12 protein-coding genes are annotated in these 16903 nt (G+C 68.7%); 7 read left to right on the top strand and 5 right to left on the bottom strand.

All coding sequences use genetic code 11. The features are described from left to right. Position 1: 1 nt before the first annotated feature. Positions 2-751 carry a metallophosphoesterase family protein gene (locus QHF84_RS00865; protein ID WP_281311199.1) on the bottom strand — a complete coding sequence of 250 codons (750 nt, stop codon included), beginning with the start codon at positions 749-751 and terminating at the stop codon, positions 2-4. Between the two features lie 156 nt (positions 752-907). On the opposite strand from QHF84_RS00865, the gene QHF84_RS00860 reads away from it, so the two are divergent. Beyond that, a complete protein-coding gene (locus QHF84_RS00860; protein WP_281311198.1) occupies positions 908-2518 on the top strand; it encodes a kelch repeat-containing protein in 1611 nt (536 codons plus the stop codon). A 63-nt stretch (positions 2519-2581) separates the two neighbouring features. Here the strand turns inward: QHF84_RS00860 and QHF84_RS00855 are convergent, their stop codons facing one another. Further along, entirely contained in the window at positions 2582-3709 is a 1128-nt protein-coding gene (locus QHF84_RS00855) for a glycoside hydrolase family 5 protein (RefSeq protein WP_281311197.1), read from the bottom strand. 117 nt (positions 3710-3826) lie between these two features. Beyond that, positions 3827-4462 (bottom strand): hypothetical protein, encoded by a 636-nt coding sequence (locus QHF84_RS00850; RefSeq protein ID WP_281311196.1) that lies wholly within the window; start codon positions 4460-4462, stop codon positions 3827-3829. Between the two features lie 349 nt (positions 4463-4811). Between QHF84_RS00850 and QHF84_RS00845 the strand changes: the two genes are divergently transcribed. The 5 genes from QHF84_RS00845 (at position 4812) to QHF84_RS00825 (ending at position 14041) form a co-directional block, all read left to right on the top strand. Further along, positions 4812-5375 carry a dihydrofolate reductase family protein gene (locus QHF84_RS00845; RefSeq protein ID WP_281311195.1) on the top strand — a complete coding sequence of 188 codons (564 nt, stop codon included), beginning with the start codon at positions 4812-4814 and terminating at the stop codon, positions 5373-5375. Positions 5376-5651: 276 nt separating this feature from the next. After that, on the top strand, positions 5652-8417 hold the full coding sequence (locus QHF84_RS00840) for a hypothetical protein (protein ID WP_281311194.1): 2766 nt from the start codon (positions 5652-5654) through the stop codon (positions 8415-8417). Positions 8418-8737: 320 nt separating this feature from the next. After that, on the top strand, positions 8738-11812 hold the full coding sequence (locus QHF84_RS00835) for a hypothetical protein (RefSeq protein ID WP_281311193.1): 3075 nt from the start codon (positions 8738-8740) through the stop codon (positions 11810-11812). A 1141-nt stretch (positions 11813-12953) separates the two neighbouring features. After that, entirely contained in the window at positions 12954-13493 is a 540-nt protein-coding gene (locus QHF84_RS00830) for an RNA polymerase sigma factor (RefSeq protein WP_281311192.1), read from the top strand. A 50-nt stretch (positions 13494-13543) separates the two neighbouring features. Continuing rightward, a complete protein-coding gene (locus QHF84_RS00825) occupies positions 13544-14041 on the top strand; it encodes a DUF4262 domain-containing protein (RefSeq protein ID WP_281311191.1) in 498 nt (165 codons plus the stop codon). Here the strand turns inward: QHF84_RS00825 and QHF84_RS00820 are convergent. Continuing rightward, positions 14016-15227 carry an HNH endonuclease gene (locus QHF84_RS00820; RefSeq protein ID WP_281311190.1) on the bottom strand — a complete coding sequence of 404 codons (1212 nt, stop codon included), beginning with the start codon at positions 15225-15227 and terminating at the stop codon, positions 14016-14018. The genes QHF84_RS00825 and QHF84_RS00820 overlap by 26 nt on opposite strands. 391 nt (positions 15228-15618) lie before the next feature. Further along, a complete protein-coding gene (locus QHF84_RS00815) occupies positions 15619-16002 on the bottom strand; it encodes a hypothetical protein (protein WP_281311189.1) in 384 nt (127 codons plus the stop codon). Between the two features lie 144 nt (positions 16003-16146). Here QHF84_RS00815 and QHF84_RS00810 point away from each other — a divergent pair, with 144 nt between their 5' ends. Then, a complete protein-coding gene (locus tag QHF84_RS00810) occupies positions 16147-16899 on the top strand; it encodes an SIMPL domain-containing protein (protein WP_281311188.1) in 753 nt (250 codons plus the stop codon). Positions 16900-16903 lie beyond the last annotated feature (4 nt).

The raw sequence follows: 16903 nt of genomic DNA, 5'->3' as shown, positions 1-16903 counted from the left end.
TTCAGCGCGACTCGTACACCTGCCCCGACGGCAATTCCACGCACGTCAGATACCCACCCTTGCCGCAGCGCGTGTCGATCCCGATCACGCAAGGGCCGACCCACGCGTCCTCCTTGTCCTCGGGCGTGTAGTCCGAGAGCTCGGGCGGGAGGTATTTCGTGGCCGTGTGCCCGAAAATGACGAGCTTGCCGCGGTACTCGCGCACGAAGTCGTCGTCGCGGCACCAGAGCATCGCGAGCTTCTTTTGCGTGGTGGACGGGTGCTCGAAGCCGTTCGGTCCCTTCGGCAGGGCCGCGTGCACGTAAATGGCGTGCTCGTCCTCGTACCAGTACGGGAGCGCCTGCATCCATTCGACGACGTCCGGCGGGAAAAACGTGCCTTTGAAGAGCGGCTCGACCTCGTCGTCGGCCATGCCCTCGCCCTCGGCCGGCGGCGGCCTGCCGAGGAAGGAGCGCAGCGTGGCGAGGCAGCCGTTCGGCGCCGGAATGACGAATTCGGGCCAGCCACGCTCGAGGACGCGGAGCCAGCCGTCCTCGTGATTGCCGCGGAGGGTGACGACCTTCGCGGGGGTCTGGGAGGGGAGCGCGCGGAGGAGGGCGATGACGTCGGCCGAGCGGGGGCCGCGATCGAGGTAATCGCCGACGAAGACGAGGGTGTCGGCGGCGTCGAGCGGGGGCAGGGTGCCGAGGAGGCGGAGGAGGGCGTCGATATCGCCGTGGATGTCGCCGATGGCGAAGGTGCGGCCGGGCATGAGGGCGGGGAGAGCAGCAGGGATTCTCGGGGAAGGCAAGGGGGAAGCTTCTGCTTTTGCTTGCTCTCGTGTTGACGTCCTCACCTGGCCCATGCACGGTGGCCGCTCGTCGTACCAGGAACGGGGGGGCTTATCTCGACATCCATGGGGAGATCCATGCACCATCGTAAACCCTTCATTGCTTGCATCGCGCCCCTTGTCCTTTCGCTCGTTTCGTCCCCTGCGCTCGCCGCGCCGCCCGAGGGCCCCGCCTCGGCGCTCTGGCAGGGCCTGCCGGACATGGGCGTGACCCGCCACGGTCATGCGGCAACGTTCTTCCCGGGGATTGGCGTGATCGCCGCCGGCGGGGACCCGGGCCCGGGGGATCCCACCCTGCTCGAGGCGCTCGATCTGGCCACCGGGACGTGGACGCCGCGAAACCCCGCGCCTTCGATGTATTTCGTGACGGCGGCCCTGCTCCCGGATGGCTTGTGGCTGCTCCGCGACATCGACCAGGTCCAGACGTACGACCCCGTGAGCGATACCTGGACCGAGGAACCCCTGCTCGCGCAGACCTTTCGCACCGACCCGACGCTCAGCGTGCTCCCGGACGGCGATGTGCTCCTCACGGGTGGATTCGCCGACTTCGACACGTGGAAGGACTCGCTCCGTTATGATCGCATGGGTCAAACCCTGCTCGCTCGGAACCTGCATCAAGGCCGCGCGAGCCATACGGCGACGACGTTGCCTTCCGGGCGCGTGCTCGTCGCGGGCGGCTGGGCGTGGGTGCCGAGCGACGAAGGCGATGACGTTCAATCGACCAGGGCCGAGGCCGAGGTCTACGACGCCACGACCGACACGTGGACGCTCGTGGCGCCGATGCACACGGCTCGCCAGCGGCACACGGCCGCGCTCTTGCCGGACGGCCAGGTGCTCGTCGCGGGAGGCCTTCCGACCACGGCGACGGCAGAAGTCCATGACCCGGCCGCGAATACGTGGGTCGAGGTCGGGCCGATGAACGAGGCGAGGTGGGGGCATACGATGACGGTGCTGCCGAGCGGGCGCGTGATCGTCACCGGCGGCGTCGGCAATAGTGGCAGCGCGGCGCTCACGTCGGTGGAGGTGTATGATCCCATGACGGGGACGTGGACGTTGCTGCCGCCCATGGCGGGGCAGCGCTGGCGGCACACGGCCACGTTCGTGCCGGGGCACGGTCTGCTCGTGGCCGGCGGACAGACGAGTGTTCTGTTCTCCGATCCGAGCGTGGCGAGTGTGGAGCTCTACCCGCTCGGCAATGCCGCGCTCGGCGCTTCGTGTGTGATCGGCGATGAATGCGCGAGCGGCGATTGCATGGGCGGCGTGTGCGTGGATGGCAGTGGGAGTGGAGCAGGCGGAGCTGGCGGAGCCGGTGGGGCCGGCGGCGCGGGCGGTGAGGGGGGAGCCGGCGGCGCAGGTGGAGCCGGCGGCGCAGGTGGAGCCGGCGGCGCAGGTGGAGCCGGCGGCGCAGGTGGAGCAGGCGGCGCAGGTGGAGCAGGCGGCGCCGGCGGCGCGGGTGGAGTTGGCGGCTCGGGTGGAATTGGCGGCTCGGGTGGTGCTGGCGGCGCCGGCGGCGCAGGTGGAGCTGGCGGCTCGGGTGGTGCTGGTGGTATAGGCGGCGGAAGCGGCGGCGTGGACATTCCTCCCGGTGGCGGCGGCGCGCAATGCGCGGTCGACACGCGCTCCTCCGGGAATGCCGGGTGGTTCGCGCTCGTCGGCGTCGGCCTCCTCCTTCGCCGCCGTCGCCGTTGACGTTTCGGCAATCCCTCTCGGTGCAGAAGGCGATGGCGCTCCTGCTCCCGGGCCGCACGAGCGTCAGCGCAAGAGCGCATCCTGCAGGTATGTGACCCAGTTCCCGGTCTTCACGTCCATCGCCTTCATGGTGCCCCCGTCGTCCCAGTATGCCCAGGCAATGCCGCGCAGCTCGGCCTCGCGCCGGATCAGGCGCACATACGTCGCGCGCGATGGCTGATCCGCGTTGTCGATGCAGCCGAACTCGCCCATGTACACCCGGCGCCCGGTGGCCTGGATGTAGCGGTCCACCTTCTCGAACTCGGCCCGCACACCGGCCGGCCCGTTGGGATTCTGCGACAGGGGCAGCGTATTGTAGCGGCTGAACCAATCGTTCACCCAGCCCACCTGCTGCGCCGCCAAGACGGGCGTGAGCGGCGCGGCCGGCGGGCCGGGGAAGACGATCCCGGTCGTGCCGTATTCCGGGGCCATCCACGGCGCGCCCTGGTGCGTGAAGAGAATGGGCTGGTACATGTGGAACGTGGGGATCAGGTGGGGGTCGTCCTTGGGCAGCGTGAGCTCGTCCAGCCAATCGGCCGAGGCCCAGAAGTACCCGTCGACGATGATCCGCCGCGTGGGGTTTCTCGCGCGGATGATGGCAATGGCCTTGTTGGAGATCTCGTTGACGATGTCGGCGTTCAAGTTTCCGTTGGGCTCGTTGAGCAGCTCGAACACCACGCTGGGGGGGCGATTCGCGTAGCGCTCGGCGAGCTGCGTCCAGATCCCCAGGAACCGCGCCGTGTGCGCGGCCGGTTCCTTCATCAGCTCCTCGTAGTGGTGGAAATCGACGATCACCGACAGGCCCCGCGCCGCCGCCCGATCGAGCGCCCAGTCGACGCGCTCCAGGAACGCCGCGTCCACGGTGAACGGCGCGCTCACCTGGGCGTGCGCGCTGAAGCGCACCGGCAGCCGGATGTGATCCAGGCCCGCGGCGGCCGCCATCTCGAAATGGCGCTCGTCGAGCGTCACCCCCCACGCGCCCTCGTTCGGCGCGTCGAGGGCGTTGCCCAGGTTGATGCCGCGCCGGAAGCCCTCGAACGGCGCGGACTGCGCGACGCCGGCGGGGTTCGGCGTGATGTCCCGGGCCGAGCCCCGCGGGATGCAGCCGGAAACCAGGGGAATCCACAACAGCGTAGGCCACAGCGCGCGCATCGAATCGCCTCCGACCGCCACGCTGCCCTGATCCGCGGCGGGCTGCAAGACACACCGCGCGGAAACACCCTGAACCCGTGGTGCTCCGCCGGGCGCCGTTGTCCTTCGTTTATTGTTTCACGACCGGTTTGCCGTCGCTCCGGCACGAATAGAACGAGTCATAACCGTCCACGGTCGGGCTCTTGACGTTGTTCTTCCAGGCGCAGGTGGGCATGCAGCAATCCTGCATGGTCGTCGTGTGATAGGGTCGATCCAGCGCTGGAAGCCCACTTTTCGCGCGACGGTGCCGAGCCGGCTGGTCACCACGCGCCCCCAGCACGGAACGCCTGCGCGCTGCAATCGCAGCGCGTCCTCTTCGTTCGTCTTCGTGACGCGGATGGACTGCACACCGCCAAAGACGAGGGAGATCCCTATCAACAAGAAGAGTCCGACCCCCACCAGACTGTCGACGTGCAGGGGAGCGAAGGCGTCCGGTAAATCGACAGGAGTCAGATCGTGCTCGACGATGGCAACGCAATCGACGTGGCCGTCCTCGCCGGCAGCGAGATCGCGCCGGGGACGCGGGCAAAGCTCTCGAACGCTGCTCGGCTTGCCGAAGAGGAGCGTCAGATCGTTCATCGTCGCGTGCGCCTGGGCGGCGACGTCGCGCATCGCTTGCTCGTGTTCGTGTGCGTCCGGTGACGCTTCGCCCAGCGTTTTCCTGTCGACGGCGCGGTACTCCTCGAAGGACAGGCGCGCGAGACGGCCGTACATGATGTCGAAGTTCCAATCGCCTCGCGACCCCGGATGGGGTCAGCCGGCGCCATCCGAGCGTGGTCGGGACCTTCATCGCGCTTGTGGTGGGCGGCGTCTGCGCCGACGTCGGCGTCGGCGTCGGCGTCGGCGTCGGCGTGATGGGGACTTCGGGCGCGGCTGCGGTGGACGGTGGCGTCGGCGACGAAGGTGCCGGTGGGGACGCGCAGCCGAAAACGAGCAGAGCGGCCGCGCGGGGAGCTGGTCTCATCGGCCGCGCGTCTTCCTGCGGAGCGCCCGCCGTATCCAGAGCGCCAATCCCGAACTCACGCTTGACCTGATCGTAGAGAGCTAGGAAATTCAGGGAGCCATGGCAAAGCTGATCTACGCATCGAACATGTCACTCGACGGCTACACCGAGGATGACACCGGCGCCTTCGACTGGGCCAAATTTGACGAAGCGGTATTCGCGTTCACGACCGACCTCATGCGGTCGGCCGGCACTTACCTCTATGGGCGGCGCATGTACGACACGATGGCCGTGTGGGAAACCGACGCCTCGCTGGCGGCGCGGTCGGACCTCATGAGCGCCTTCGCGAGCGTCTGGCAAGCGGCAGACAAGGTTGTCTACTCCACGAGCATGACCACAGTGTCCACGGCCAAGACCCGGCTCGAACGCCGCTTCGATCCGGGCGCCGTGCGCGACATGTTGGCGGCTGCTCCCAGCGATGTGCTCGTCGGAGGGCCGAACCTTGCGGCACAGGCACTCGAAGCCGGATTGGTCGATGAGTGCCATCTGATCGTTTGGCCCGTCATTCTCGGCGGGCGTAACCCGGCGCTGCCGACCCACGGGCGCATCGACCTTGCGCTCCTCGACGAACACCGATTCGCTAACGGGGTCGTCCACCTTCGCTATCGCGTGCGGTCGAACTAGCCCCCGTCGCGCCCGTCTGTCCGGAATACGTCTTGCAGCACTTCGGCGCGCCGCCGACGATGCCGACACCTTCGGCCGCCCAGAGACCATCGATCAGCCACCATACACCCGGGCATCTGGCAGAAGATCATCAGCCGGCTCGGCGGCTTCGTCGACACCACTCCAGCACGGCGACCCGTCCGTGCTACCACGCGCCTCGCGTCCACCGGGGCATAGCATGAATGCGGCGGGCCCGGTTCTTTCAGCAGGAGAGCGATTCTTGGTAGGGTCGCGCCCATGAACCTGCTTAGGCTCCGGCGCTCGCGAAGCGCGTCCTCCGTATACCTCCGCGCCCTCGTCCCCCTGCTCGGCCTGCTCACGGCTTGCGGCTCCTCCGAGAACTCCGCCACGCCCTCGGCGGGGCGTCTTTCCGACGACGTCCTCGACGCGCCGCGTGTACCCACCCATGCGCAGAACTTCGTTCTCCTCCCCGAGGTTCCGCTCGACACGACCCCCGTCCTCACGGCCGCGCCGGGATCGAGAGCGCAGGCCGCGTTCGGCGGTGGGCAATGGCTGCTCGCCTGGTCGGACCTGCGCACCTCCCGCCCGATCCTCTACGGCACGCGCGTCGCGCAGGACGGCACGGTGCTCGATCCGTATGGCATTCGGCTGCTCGACGACTGGTACGGCGATCCCTACAGCGGCTGGCCGTATTCCCCGGCGGTCGCCTTCGACGGGACCAATTACCTGGTGGTCACCGTGCAGAACAGGAAGGTCCGCGGCGTGCGGGTCAGCCAGGCCGGGGCCGTGCTCGACCCTGGCGGGTTCGATATCGGAGGCATGCCGCTCGAGCTCTTGGGCCCTCCGTCCGTCGATTTCGACGGGACCCATTATTTCGTCGCCTGGAGCCGCGTGGCGATCCAGAGCGATCCCATGGGCGGCTTCTATTATGCGCGCGTCGCGCCCGACGCGACGGTCCTCGATCCGGGCGGGATCTACGTGCCCGCCGACGTCTGCAGCCCGGTCGACGTCTCCTTCGACGGGACGAACCATTTCGTCGTCTGGGCCGCCTCCTCGGGCGACGCCACGGTGCGCGGCGCGCGCATCACGCCCCAGGGCACCGTGCTTGATCCGGGGGGCATCGCGGTGAGCTCCCTCCCGGCCACCGACTGCCGCTCCCCCCACCTGGCCACGAGCTTCGACGGCCAGAACCACGTCGTCGCCTGGTACAACCTCGACTGGGACGTGGGCGAGGAGCAGATCTTCGCCACGCGCGTCTCGCCGCAGGGCACCGTCGTTGATCCCAGCGGGATCATGGTCGCGGCGGAGTACGTCGAATTCGAAGAAATGAACCGGCTCGACGTGGCCCCCGACGGCGCGGGCACGCGGATCGCGTGGAGCCGCGACGGCACGGATGATGGCGGAAACTTCTGGACGCGCGTCGAGCATGCACGCCTCGCGCAGGACGGCACGCTCACGGTGCCTGTGCAGCTCCTGCCCGACACGGGCGTGGACGTGGCCCTCGCCTCGGACGGCGCGGGCGTGCTGGCCACGTGGACGTCGGAGACCAGCAGCACGCCGGTCGTGGGCAGGCGTTTCGGCTCGGGCATGGCCCCGCCGATCGACACGCAGTCCCGGACCTTCTCGACGCACGGCAACGCGCAGGAGGTGCTCGGCGCGGCCTCGGACGGGCAGACCTCCTTCGTCATCTGGAGCGATTCGCGCGAGCCGAACATCGACGGCCAAGGCCTCTACGGGGTGCGCGTGGGGCCTTCGGGGCAGGTCCTCGACGCCACGCCGATCGCGATCACGGGCCTGCCCTTCGACGAGGCCACCGTGGTCTTCGACGGCGCGAACTTCGTGGTGATCTTCGTGCGCAAGTACATCGACAACGATAACCCCTATCAGGCCGTGCGCGTGAGCCCCCAGGGCGCCCTGCTCGACGCGACCCCGGTGCAGATCCCGCTCTGCGGCCAGGGTTTCAACCGGCTGAGGGCGACGGCCGCGAGCGACGGCGTTCGCACGCTGGTCTTCGCCAACGGCTGCGAGCTCGAGAATATCGGCCTCTCCGGCGTGCTGCTCGACCACGACCTGCTCCCGGTCGCGCCGGTGCTGGGGCTGGCCGATCAGCATCACTATCCCCAGCAGGCGCAGGTCGCCTACAACGGGACGAACTACCTCGTCGTCTGGCACCAGGACAACGGCGTGTGGGGGCGCCGTGTCGACACCCTGGGCACGTTGCTCGACAGCGCGGATCTCACCATCGTCTCGGGGGGCGACTCCGTTCGGTCCGCGCAGGTCAGCGGCGGGGGCGCTGGAAATCACCTCGTCGTCTGGCACCAGGGCAACGAGGTGCGGGCGGGGCGCGTCGACCCCGCGGGACAGATCCTCGATCCGCAGGGCGTCCTCGTCGCCGGCATGGGCGCCGATTTCGACAGCTCGGCGGTGGCGTTCGACGGAACGGATTACGTCCTCGCCTGGCACGCGCTGACGAACGCGGCCGATCCCGGGTCGCTCGATCTGTACGCCGCGAAGATCGATCCCCAGGGCAGCGTGGGGGCGAGCTTCCCGCTGTCGATGGCGCCGGAGCATGAGGGGGCCGTGGCCCTCGCGCCGGGCGGGGGCAGGGTGCTGGTGGCGTACACGCGCTACGTATCCCCGGCGCCGTACAGCGCGCGCCGTGCCCATGCGAGGCTCTTGGATCCGCTCGGCGGCAGCGGCGGCGCGGGTGGGGCCGGCGGAAGCGGCGGCGGAGGCGGAAGCGGCGGCGTAGGAGGCGCAGGCGGAAGCGGCGGCGCAGGCGGTGCGGGCGGAGCAGGTGGTGCTGGCGGAGCAGGTGGTGCTGGCGGAGCAGGTGGTGCTGGCGGAGCAGGTGGTGCGGGCGGCGCAGGCGGTGCAGGTGGTGCAGGTGGTGCAGGTGGTATAGGCGGCGGAAGCGGCGGCGCGGATGTCCCTCCCGGTGGCGGTGGTGTGCAATGCGCGGTCGACACGCGCTCCTCGGGGAATGCCGGATGGCTCGCACTCGTCGGCATCGGCCTCCTTCTTCGCCGCCGTCGACGTTGATATCTAAGCGACGTACCTGAGCGTCCGTCCTGCGACCGCTGCCGCTGCCGCTGCCGCTGCCGCTGCCGCTGCCGCGACCGCGACCGCGTCCGCTTTCGTCGTCCCTTTTTCCGGGCGATTCGATTACCGTGCCCCCATTCATGCCATCGCGCGCCCGCTCCTTCTCAGCCGCGGCCATCCTTTACGCGACCGTCCTCCCCGCGTGCTCGGCGCCGCCTGCACCCGCGCCTCCGCCCCGCATCGTTGCGAAGACGCCGCCTGCGCCTGCGCCTCCGCTTTCCCCTTGGCGCTGGCTCGTCTCCGGGGAACGAAACCAATCCGTGCCCGTCGCCGGCGGGACGCTCCGGCTCGTCGGGGGACGGCGCCTCTTGCTCGCCGCGGATGGCACGCCCCGCTGGCAGACCGCCGAGTTGCCGATGCCGCTCGCTCAGCTCCTCGTCGTCCCGACCGCGCAGGGGCCGCGCCTCGTCGGACGCGCAGGGGACGTCGTTTATCGCTTCGACGATCCCCTCGGCCCCGGGAGACGGCTCCTGCCCCCTGGAACGCCGGTATCGAGCATCCAGGCCATGCCGGGGCTCGTCGTCGTTGCCACGAGCGACATGCCCTTTGCCCCGACCCGGTTCTTCTCTGTCGAGGATGGCAAAGAGACGCCGCAGCCCCCGACGTTGCCCGACTATCCCCTGTCGAGCGTCGCCTTCGAGGACGAGCTCCACGGCGCGGCCATCTTGGTGCTTTCTGGCGCCTGGGTGACCCGGGACGGAGGCGCGACCTGGCAGCGGCCGCGGAGCAAGCGTCCGCCGGGCGTCGTGCTCGATGTCAGCGATTTGCTCGAAGTCGACATCAAGGCCGGCAAGCTCGACGGGGTGGAAGAGGAAACCGAAACGCCCCGCGCGCCGGCGTCGACCGAGGCGCCCAAGGCCCTGCCGGCGCCCGACGGCTCGATCCCGCTCGAACTGCTCGTCGACCTCGACCACGATCCGATGGCGACCGCGGCGCTCGCGGGCGTCGCGGCACCCGACGGCGGCGCGTGGATCGCGTGGAACGGGCTCGTCTTGCATCTCGATCTGGCCACGGCGGCCGCGACGGTGGTCGCCGCCATCCCCGGCGTGGATCCCGCGCACATCCCCTGGTGCGACCTCCGATCCGCGGGCCGCGATGTCTGGGTCGGCTGCAGGCCACGCGACCAGCTTCACAGCGCGCTCACTTCCGTCTTCCGGGGGAAGGTCGAGGACGGCAAGCTCGCGCTCGGGCCCCGAGAGACCGTCCCTCCCTCGGCGACCGAGCTGCGCGTCTCGTCGAGCGGCGGCGTGCTGGCCTTTGCTCCCGGCTCCAAAACGGCCGACGTCGCCGCGCGGCAGCCGAGCGGAGAATGGCGCAACGTTTCGCTCGACGCCTCGCACGTGCCCGAGAGCGCAGGCCCTCTCGCGGACGGGCGTGTCGCAATGCTGAAGAACCCCGAATCCGGGCAGGAGCCGCCGCGCGTGGTCGTGGTGGCCCCGGGATCCAATGAAGAAGAAGCGCTCCCGCCCCTCGATGGGCCCGTGCTCTCGGCCTTCGGCCCCATCGAGGAGGACGCCGCGCACGTGCTCCATTTCCTCGCCCGGGACAAGGAGGGGGTTTTCGCCGTCGCCCAGCCCCTCGGCGGCGGAGCGGCCCGTGTCGTGCGCGTCCCGGGCGCGTTCGCGGCGCGCGTTCATGGTGGCAAAGGCATTGCGCTGACGGAGCAAGGCGTGCTCGCGTCGACCGACAGTGGAATGACCTGGAGCGAGATTCCGGCGCCCGCAGGCGTGCACGCGATGCTCGCGGAGCCCAAGGCGCTCCGCTTCGTCCGCGGCGACGCGGGCGCGGTGCGCCTGTCGATGGGGTGGAACAATGAACCCGAAAAAGCGTTCGCCGTGGGCGAGATCGGCGCGATCCTCGGCGATCACCTGCGCCTCGGGTGGGGCGCCGAGGCCGCGTCTCCCGTGGATGCGCCCGAGCCGCCGATCACGGCCGAGGCGCCGCCTCCGCGGCTCGGCAAGCGATATGCGCTCTCCTGCCGGGACGCGGGCGCAGCGCCGAGCAGTTTGTCCCCGCGCGATGAGACGTGGACCGACTTGACCCACGTAAAACTCCCTGCGGGCTTGTCGCCGGAGGGCGGCGTGATCCACCGTGAGGACACCGTCGCCAGCTCGGGCGAGGACGACGGCCCTCCCGATGTCGGGAAGTCGCTGGGCGCGATGGCGCTGTTCGTGGAGGGCGCCCCCGAGCCGAAATCGCCGGGGGACCAACCGCCGCGCCGATGGTTCCTCCGCTGGCTGGATCCCGACGAGATCGGGAGCCGGCCCCGCACCTGGCAAGGCGCCGCGCCCACGTTCGACGACCACGTGAAGCGCTTCCGGCTCATGCACCCGAAGCCGGGGCAGAATGTGCGGATGCGGGTGGATCTCCACGAGGCGCACGTCGCTGGCGTCGCCTCGCGCGACGGCCGGGCCATTGCCTACGTGAGCGGCGTCTTCAGCGAGCCGAGCGACGAAGGCGGCGTCCCCAGTGGCGCGCGCGCCGTCTTCAAGGGCCCGCAAGACGCCTACGGGGACACGCGCAACCTCTCCAGCTACGCGGGCGCTCTCGTGCGCCTGAGCGCGGCGGGCAAGGGCGAAGTGTTCCGCGTCATCGTGGGAGACTCGTCCTTGCCGCCGGGCGCGATGGGGCCGGGCTATCGGCGAATGCGCGCGGTCGAGCCGGGTCTCGTGCACAACACGAGGGTCCTCGACGATCGGCACATGGCGGGGAACACGTCCTCCCTGCGCGAGGTGGCCTTTGGCGGCGGGCCCGGCGCGCCCATTGCCGGGATCCTGGCCCATCAGCTCTTCGTCTGGTTCGAGGGCAAGCCGATGGTGCCGATCGCGCAACTGCCCAACTTCGAATTGTATTACCGCGCCCGGATGGTCGTCGGGGAGCCGAGCGCCAAGGGGGTCCCGTTGCTCGTGCTCGCAGGCGCATTCCAGCGTTTTGGGCTCGTGCCGATCCCGAAGGGGAACCCCGCGGTTCCGCCGCTGCTCGACGGTGTCGCGTGGAAGCGGCTCCCCACGCCGCTCGTGCTGGAGCGGTTGCCGTCGTGCAAGGCGGGCGCCGCGGGGATGACGTTCACGCTGCACGCGAACGAGCCGCCCTTGCGCGTGCTGTTCGAGGGCAAGGAGCTCGCCACCGAGTCGGCGACGTTCGATGTCCGGGTGACCGAGCAAAACGCCTGCGTCAGCCGCGTCGGCGTCCATCTCGAAGGGCAGGACGATACCGAGGGTTGGTTCGTGCGCGCTGATCTGGCTGGTCTCCGCGCCGAGGGCGGGGCGGTCGACGCGCCGAAAGGTGCGGTGCGGAAGCTCGCGTGCGCGTGGATTGAGGACGAGAATCCGTGAGCGACGGATGACTCGCTTCGGGGACTGGGGGAAGCGGCAGCGATCACACGAGCGGGCCCCGGATCCATCGGGAGATCCGTGCTCGAAGCTCCTCGGCTTCCTCTGGCATCCTGGGCCCGAACGCGCGAAACGCGAGGCCGGACTCGTGCGTCACCCATATCTCTCGCAGACCGTGCTGCCAGCCACGAAGCTCGACCGTTCGAATGGCCGATTTCTTCACGCGCGCATCGGTCCTCCGGGCCCATCCGGATTCCAAGCGAATCCAGATGACGTCACCGGATAGATCCAACCTTGCGGGGAAGACGAGCCGCAAAAGGGTCGAGGTACATACACCCAGGGTCGCCACGGTGACCACGAGGCAAACGGGTACGCAGACGACGAGCGCGATCCATTGGTACCACGTGAGGGATCCAGAGATCGCTTCGACGATGAACGTGACAGTGAGCGCCGCACAGACGAACGCAAGAAGCCCGAAGAGCGGGAACCAACAGCCCAGCGCGGGACGAACGACAATGGGGAGGGAGGGGTCGGACGGTCCGGGATACGCGTCAGCGTCGGAATGCCGGATCCACTCGTCCGGGGTGTCCTCGATCCAGTCGAGCCCACACCTGTCGCATTTGCGCCGGAACGTACGGTCGGGGGCAGTTCGATAGGGATGCTCTCCCAGCGAAACCACGCAGAGCGGGCATTCGGGCTGCATGAACGCGCAGCCTAGAGGTAGCCGAAGCGCTCGGCTACCTTGAAAACGTGGACGAAAACCTGCTCGATACGATCGACCGTATCATAGCCACCCTGCACCGCCTCACACGCCGGTAATGACCCGGGCGTGCCGTCCCCACGGCGGCACGCCTTCCACCGGCAACGGCAACGGCAACGGCAACGGCAGCGGCAGCGGCAGCGGCAGCGGCAGCGGTCGCGGCAGCGGTCGCGGCAGCGGCAGCGGCAGCCGAGATCTCCCTCTCATTCACGCGGCCCCGCCTCGCAATCCCTTGCGGATCCAGGTTCCTTCAAGCCAAACCATTCCCCGCACTTCCCCATTGCATTCCCCGCCAACCCATGAGACAAAACAAGCGACGCCAGCCGGCGCTCACATCACCGACCGGCGTCTCCCCACAACCCCGAACACACCGGAGTCATGAGTATGACCACGATACCGCTCCATCCGCCGCCGGCAAACTTTACGGCGGCACACGCCCTCCTCGGGCGCCTTTACCTCGAACACCGCGATTTCCTGCGCCGCCTTCTTCTCGGCCAGGCCATCCCATCCCGCGACGTGGACGACGTCGTGCAAGAGGTCTTCCTCGCGGCCTGGCGACGCCTCGAATGTCTCGTCACGCCGGAGCAGGCCCGTCCGTGGCTCCTGGTGATCGGGCTCAACCGCGCGAGGAATTATCGGAAGCTTTCGCGTCACGAGCGAGAGGTCTTCGTGGGGCTCGGGGAGGACTATCCCGAGCAGGAACTCCCATCGTCGCCCGACACGCTCTTGCAGGCGATGTATGGGCTGTTCCGGCTGAAGCGGTTCCTCTGGAAGATCGGCCCGCGCATCCGCGCGGTGGTGATGCCGTACCTGGAGGGCCGTTCGATCCGGGAGATCGCCGAAGCGCTCGGCATCAAGACGAAAACCGCTTACGCCCGCCTGCATCTCGCCCGGGAGCACCTGAAGACGCTCGCGCTCGCGTGATCTCCGTGCCCGCTCCCGCTCTGCCTGTGATATGACCCGGCACCGGGAAGATGCGCGACTCGTTACCTACCCCTGAAGACGAAGGCGACCGCAAGCTTTTGCACGATGTGCAGACGCATGGATGGCACATCATCCACGTTGGAAGGACCATCGAAGACGATTCGGGAGGTCCGGATTGGTCCTATTCCATCGGGTTATTCCACACGTTCGGGCATCCCGAGCTCATCGTCGTGGGTTTACCTTTTTCCACTGCCCAGTCCATCATCAACGGCCTGGGCAGCCGCATCAGGGCCGGGCAGCGGTTCGACCATGGGATGTGCGATTCCAATGTGCTCGAGGAGCGTGACGTTCGGTTCGTCACGATGAAATGGGAGGAGTACCGCGCGCACCTGGGTTGTGCGATCTGGTTCTACCGTGGAAAGGAGTTCCCGGTGCTTCAGGTCGTCTGGCCGGATCAGGCGGGTCGCTTTCCGTGGGACCCGGATTGCGTGCTCGATGATTCGACTCAGACTGTCCTGGGGCTCATGGATACCGATCCCCCTTCTTGAGATTGCAGTCTCGGCAGAGCACTTGCCTGTTCTCGGGGGATGTATTTCCGCCCTTTGCTTTCGGTATGATGTGATCCGTCTGTGATTCGTTCCGGGGCGGCGCGACCCCTTTCCGACTCTGCTGTGCAGGCACCGTCGGCTGTCCGCAGGTGGTGCATCGCGTCTGGCCGCCATTGACTGCTGCATTCCCGCCCTGGGTTTCGGCCTTCTGACGCCGCGTAAACGGCTTTCCCGCATTCGGTCCTCCCGCGGAACCCCGCGGCGGATCCTGTACGCCTTTCGACCACGCCTGCCCCTCCCGCGGCCCCGCCGCCTTTCCGCTTCCCTCCTTCCCCTTCGGAACGAAGCCAGGGTGCCGCGCGTGACACAGGTTGGCAAGACACTCCTTCGCCCGCTCCGCCGGTAGCCCCGTGACCTCCGGCTCCCGCACGTTCCAATCCCGGATCTGCCCATCGGCAGGGCGAGGTGGCTCGATGGGCGCCGGCTCCTCCGTCCCCTCGCCATCCCCGACACGCGCCGCGCGCACCGCCGGCCGCGGCCTCACCGTCGTCGACTTCTCCGCAGCGCTGCACGCTTCCCCCGTGCTCCGCGTCCGCCGGACTTGCCCCGGATCGTTCGGACACCTCGCCTCGCGGTGCGCCACCCGGGAGACCGTCGCCGGAGCCTCCGCCGCCCGCGTTTGTCGCACCACGACCCGCGTCCGTGTCCGATGCGCCTCCTCCGGCTCGGGCGCTCTCTGGATCGGCTGCGGCCGCGCCTTCACCGCCACGGTCGACTTCTGGGCTTCCTTCTTGGGGGCCTCCACCTTCCGCGCCACCACGGGCTTCTTCGCCGCCGGGAGCCGGGGCGGCGGCAAAGGCCTCCGGGGGCATTTCAGGTGGTTGTAGGGAATGGGTAATAACTTGACGCTGCTCGCAGGCGCATCGAGATCCAGGACGTACAGCGGGCTGTCATGGGCCCTCCCCATTGCGAGCTCCCGCTGCGTCCACAGGAGCGTCCCGGAGCCCGAAATGGACCAGGTCGCGACGCCCTCCGGGATCTCCGGCGGGCGCGCGCAGACGTGGATCTCTGGATGCCGCGGCGGCGGCTGTGTGCAGCCGGAGAGGAGCGCGATCAATGCCGCTGCGAAAGCGAGAAATACCGAGAGCTTTCCGCTCATCGGACGGATCGATGGAAGCCAGGCCATGGAAGGACCCTCCCGTCGTCGCAGGCCACACCGAGCCACCCCCGCGGCGCTGTGCGCGAGCCTGCGTTGTTCCTGACGATCCTTGTGCATGGCGAGGTAGGAACTGCGCAAGAGATTCCTCTTGCGGTGGGACATTCCCTGTCAGTGGACGAAGCGTCCGTCTCGCGTGTCCCCGATCGCGTTCGCGTGGGAGCTGCCGCTGCAGCGGCAACGGCAGCGGTCGCGGCAGCGGCAGCGGCAGCGGCAGCGGCAGCGGCAGCGGCAGCGGCAGCGGCAGCGGCAGCGGCAGCGGCAGCGGCAGCGGCAGCGCCTGCATCTCGCCCGGTAGCACCTGAAGACGCTCCGGCTCGCCTGACCCCGTTTCCGCTCCCGCCCCTCGGTTCGATCGCTCCTACGGACTCCGGTCTGCCGGCATCTCGGAGAGTCGCAGCGTCACGCGCTCGCTCCGTACGTGGCACCCTCCCCACCACACGAAGAGCGCCGCTGTCGCCGCCTCGGCGCCGCGTGTCGCGGTGATGAAGAAATGTCCCGAGGTCTCCCAGCCGCAGACATACTCGCCGTCCGTGAACGACTCGCAATCCCTGGCAGGCTCGTCACGGACCGAATACCTGACCACCGCGTCGGAGACGGGGGCGCCTTCCGCGTCGAGGACCGTGACCGTGACCGAAGCGCGCGCCTCGAGCGTGCACGGGATCTCCTCAGCGGCCGCCTGCGCGATCGTGGAATTGCCGACCGCTGTGGCAATGAACGATGCAATCATGATCTTTCGGGCCATGCAGGATGCTCCTCCTCCGCGCGTCGTCATCGCTGGCGAATGGTAATACCGCTGGTCGTGGCCAGTTCCGTGCCGTGGCCCGCGACGTGCATTCCATCCTGCCATACCGCCGAAACCTCCCGCGTTGGGGTGAAGGAGGAATTCATGAAGCGCATCTCCCTGTTCGCGGCGCTCGCCGTCGGCGCCGCCCTCTCTGCTTCCAGTCCGGGCGCGTCGAGCGCCGAGGCGCCGCTCCCTGTGAACAAGGCAGCCACGGCCGGGCTGCGTACGATCAGCGTCTCTGGCGACGCGCAGGTGAGCGTCGCGCCCGACGAGGCATTCGTGAGGCTCGGCGTCGACACACAAGACGTAGAGCTCCTCGTCGCGAAGCGGCAAAATGACGAGCGGGTCGCGCGGGTCCTCGCGCTCACCGAGAGGCTCGGCATCGACGCGAAGGATGTGCGAACCGATTACATCAGGCTGGAGCCGCTCTACAAAGACGGCTACATTCGAACCAACGTCGTCGGGTATGCCGCGCACACCACCATCACCGTGACGCTCCGGGACATGCGAAAGATCGAGCGTTTGCTGATCGGCGCGCTCGAGGCGGGCGCGAACCGCGTCGACGGTGTCGACTTCGCGACGACGGAATTGAAGAAGCATCGGGATGAAGCGCGAGCGCTCGCCGTCAAGGCAGCCCAAGACAAGGCGCAGGCGCTCGCTGCGAAGCTCGGTCAGCGAATCGGTCAACCCCTCGTGGTGGCAGAGGCGGCGGTACCGCCGGCGTGGGCGGGCCAGCAGCTCGCTCAAGTCGCCGTCACCGAGCCTGGCGAACCCGATCTCGGCGTCGGCTCGATCGTACCAGGGCACGTCACGGTGAGGGCGAAGATCCTGGTCACGTTTCAGCTCCTGCGCTGATACG

This window comes from Polyangium sp. y55x31, from assembly GCF_029946505.1.
Lineage (GTDB): Bacteria > Myxococcota_A > Polyangia > Polyangiales > Polyangiaceae > Polyangium.
The sequence above is the reverse complement of the archived record's forward strand: the minus strand, read 5'-3'. Positions and strand labels throughout refer to the sequence as shown.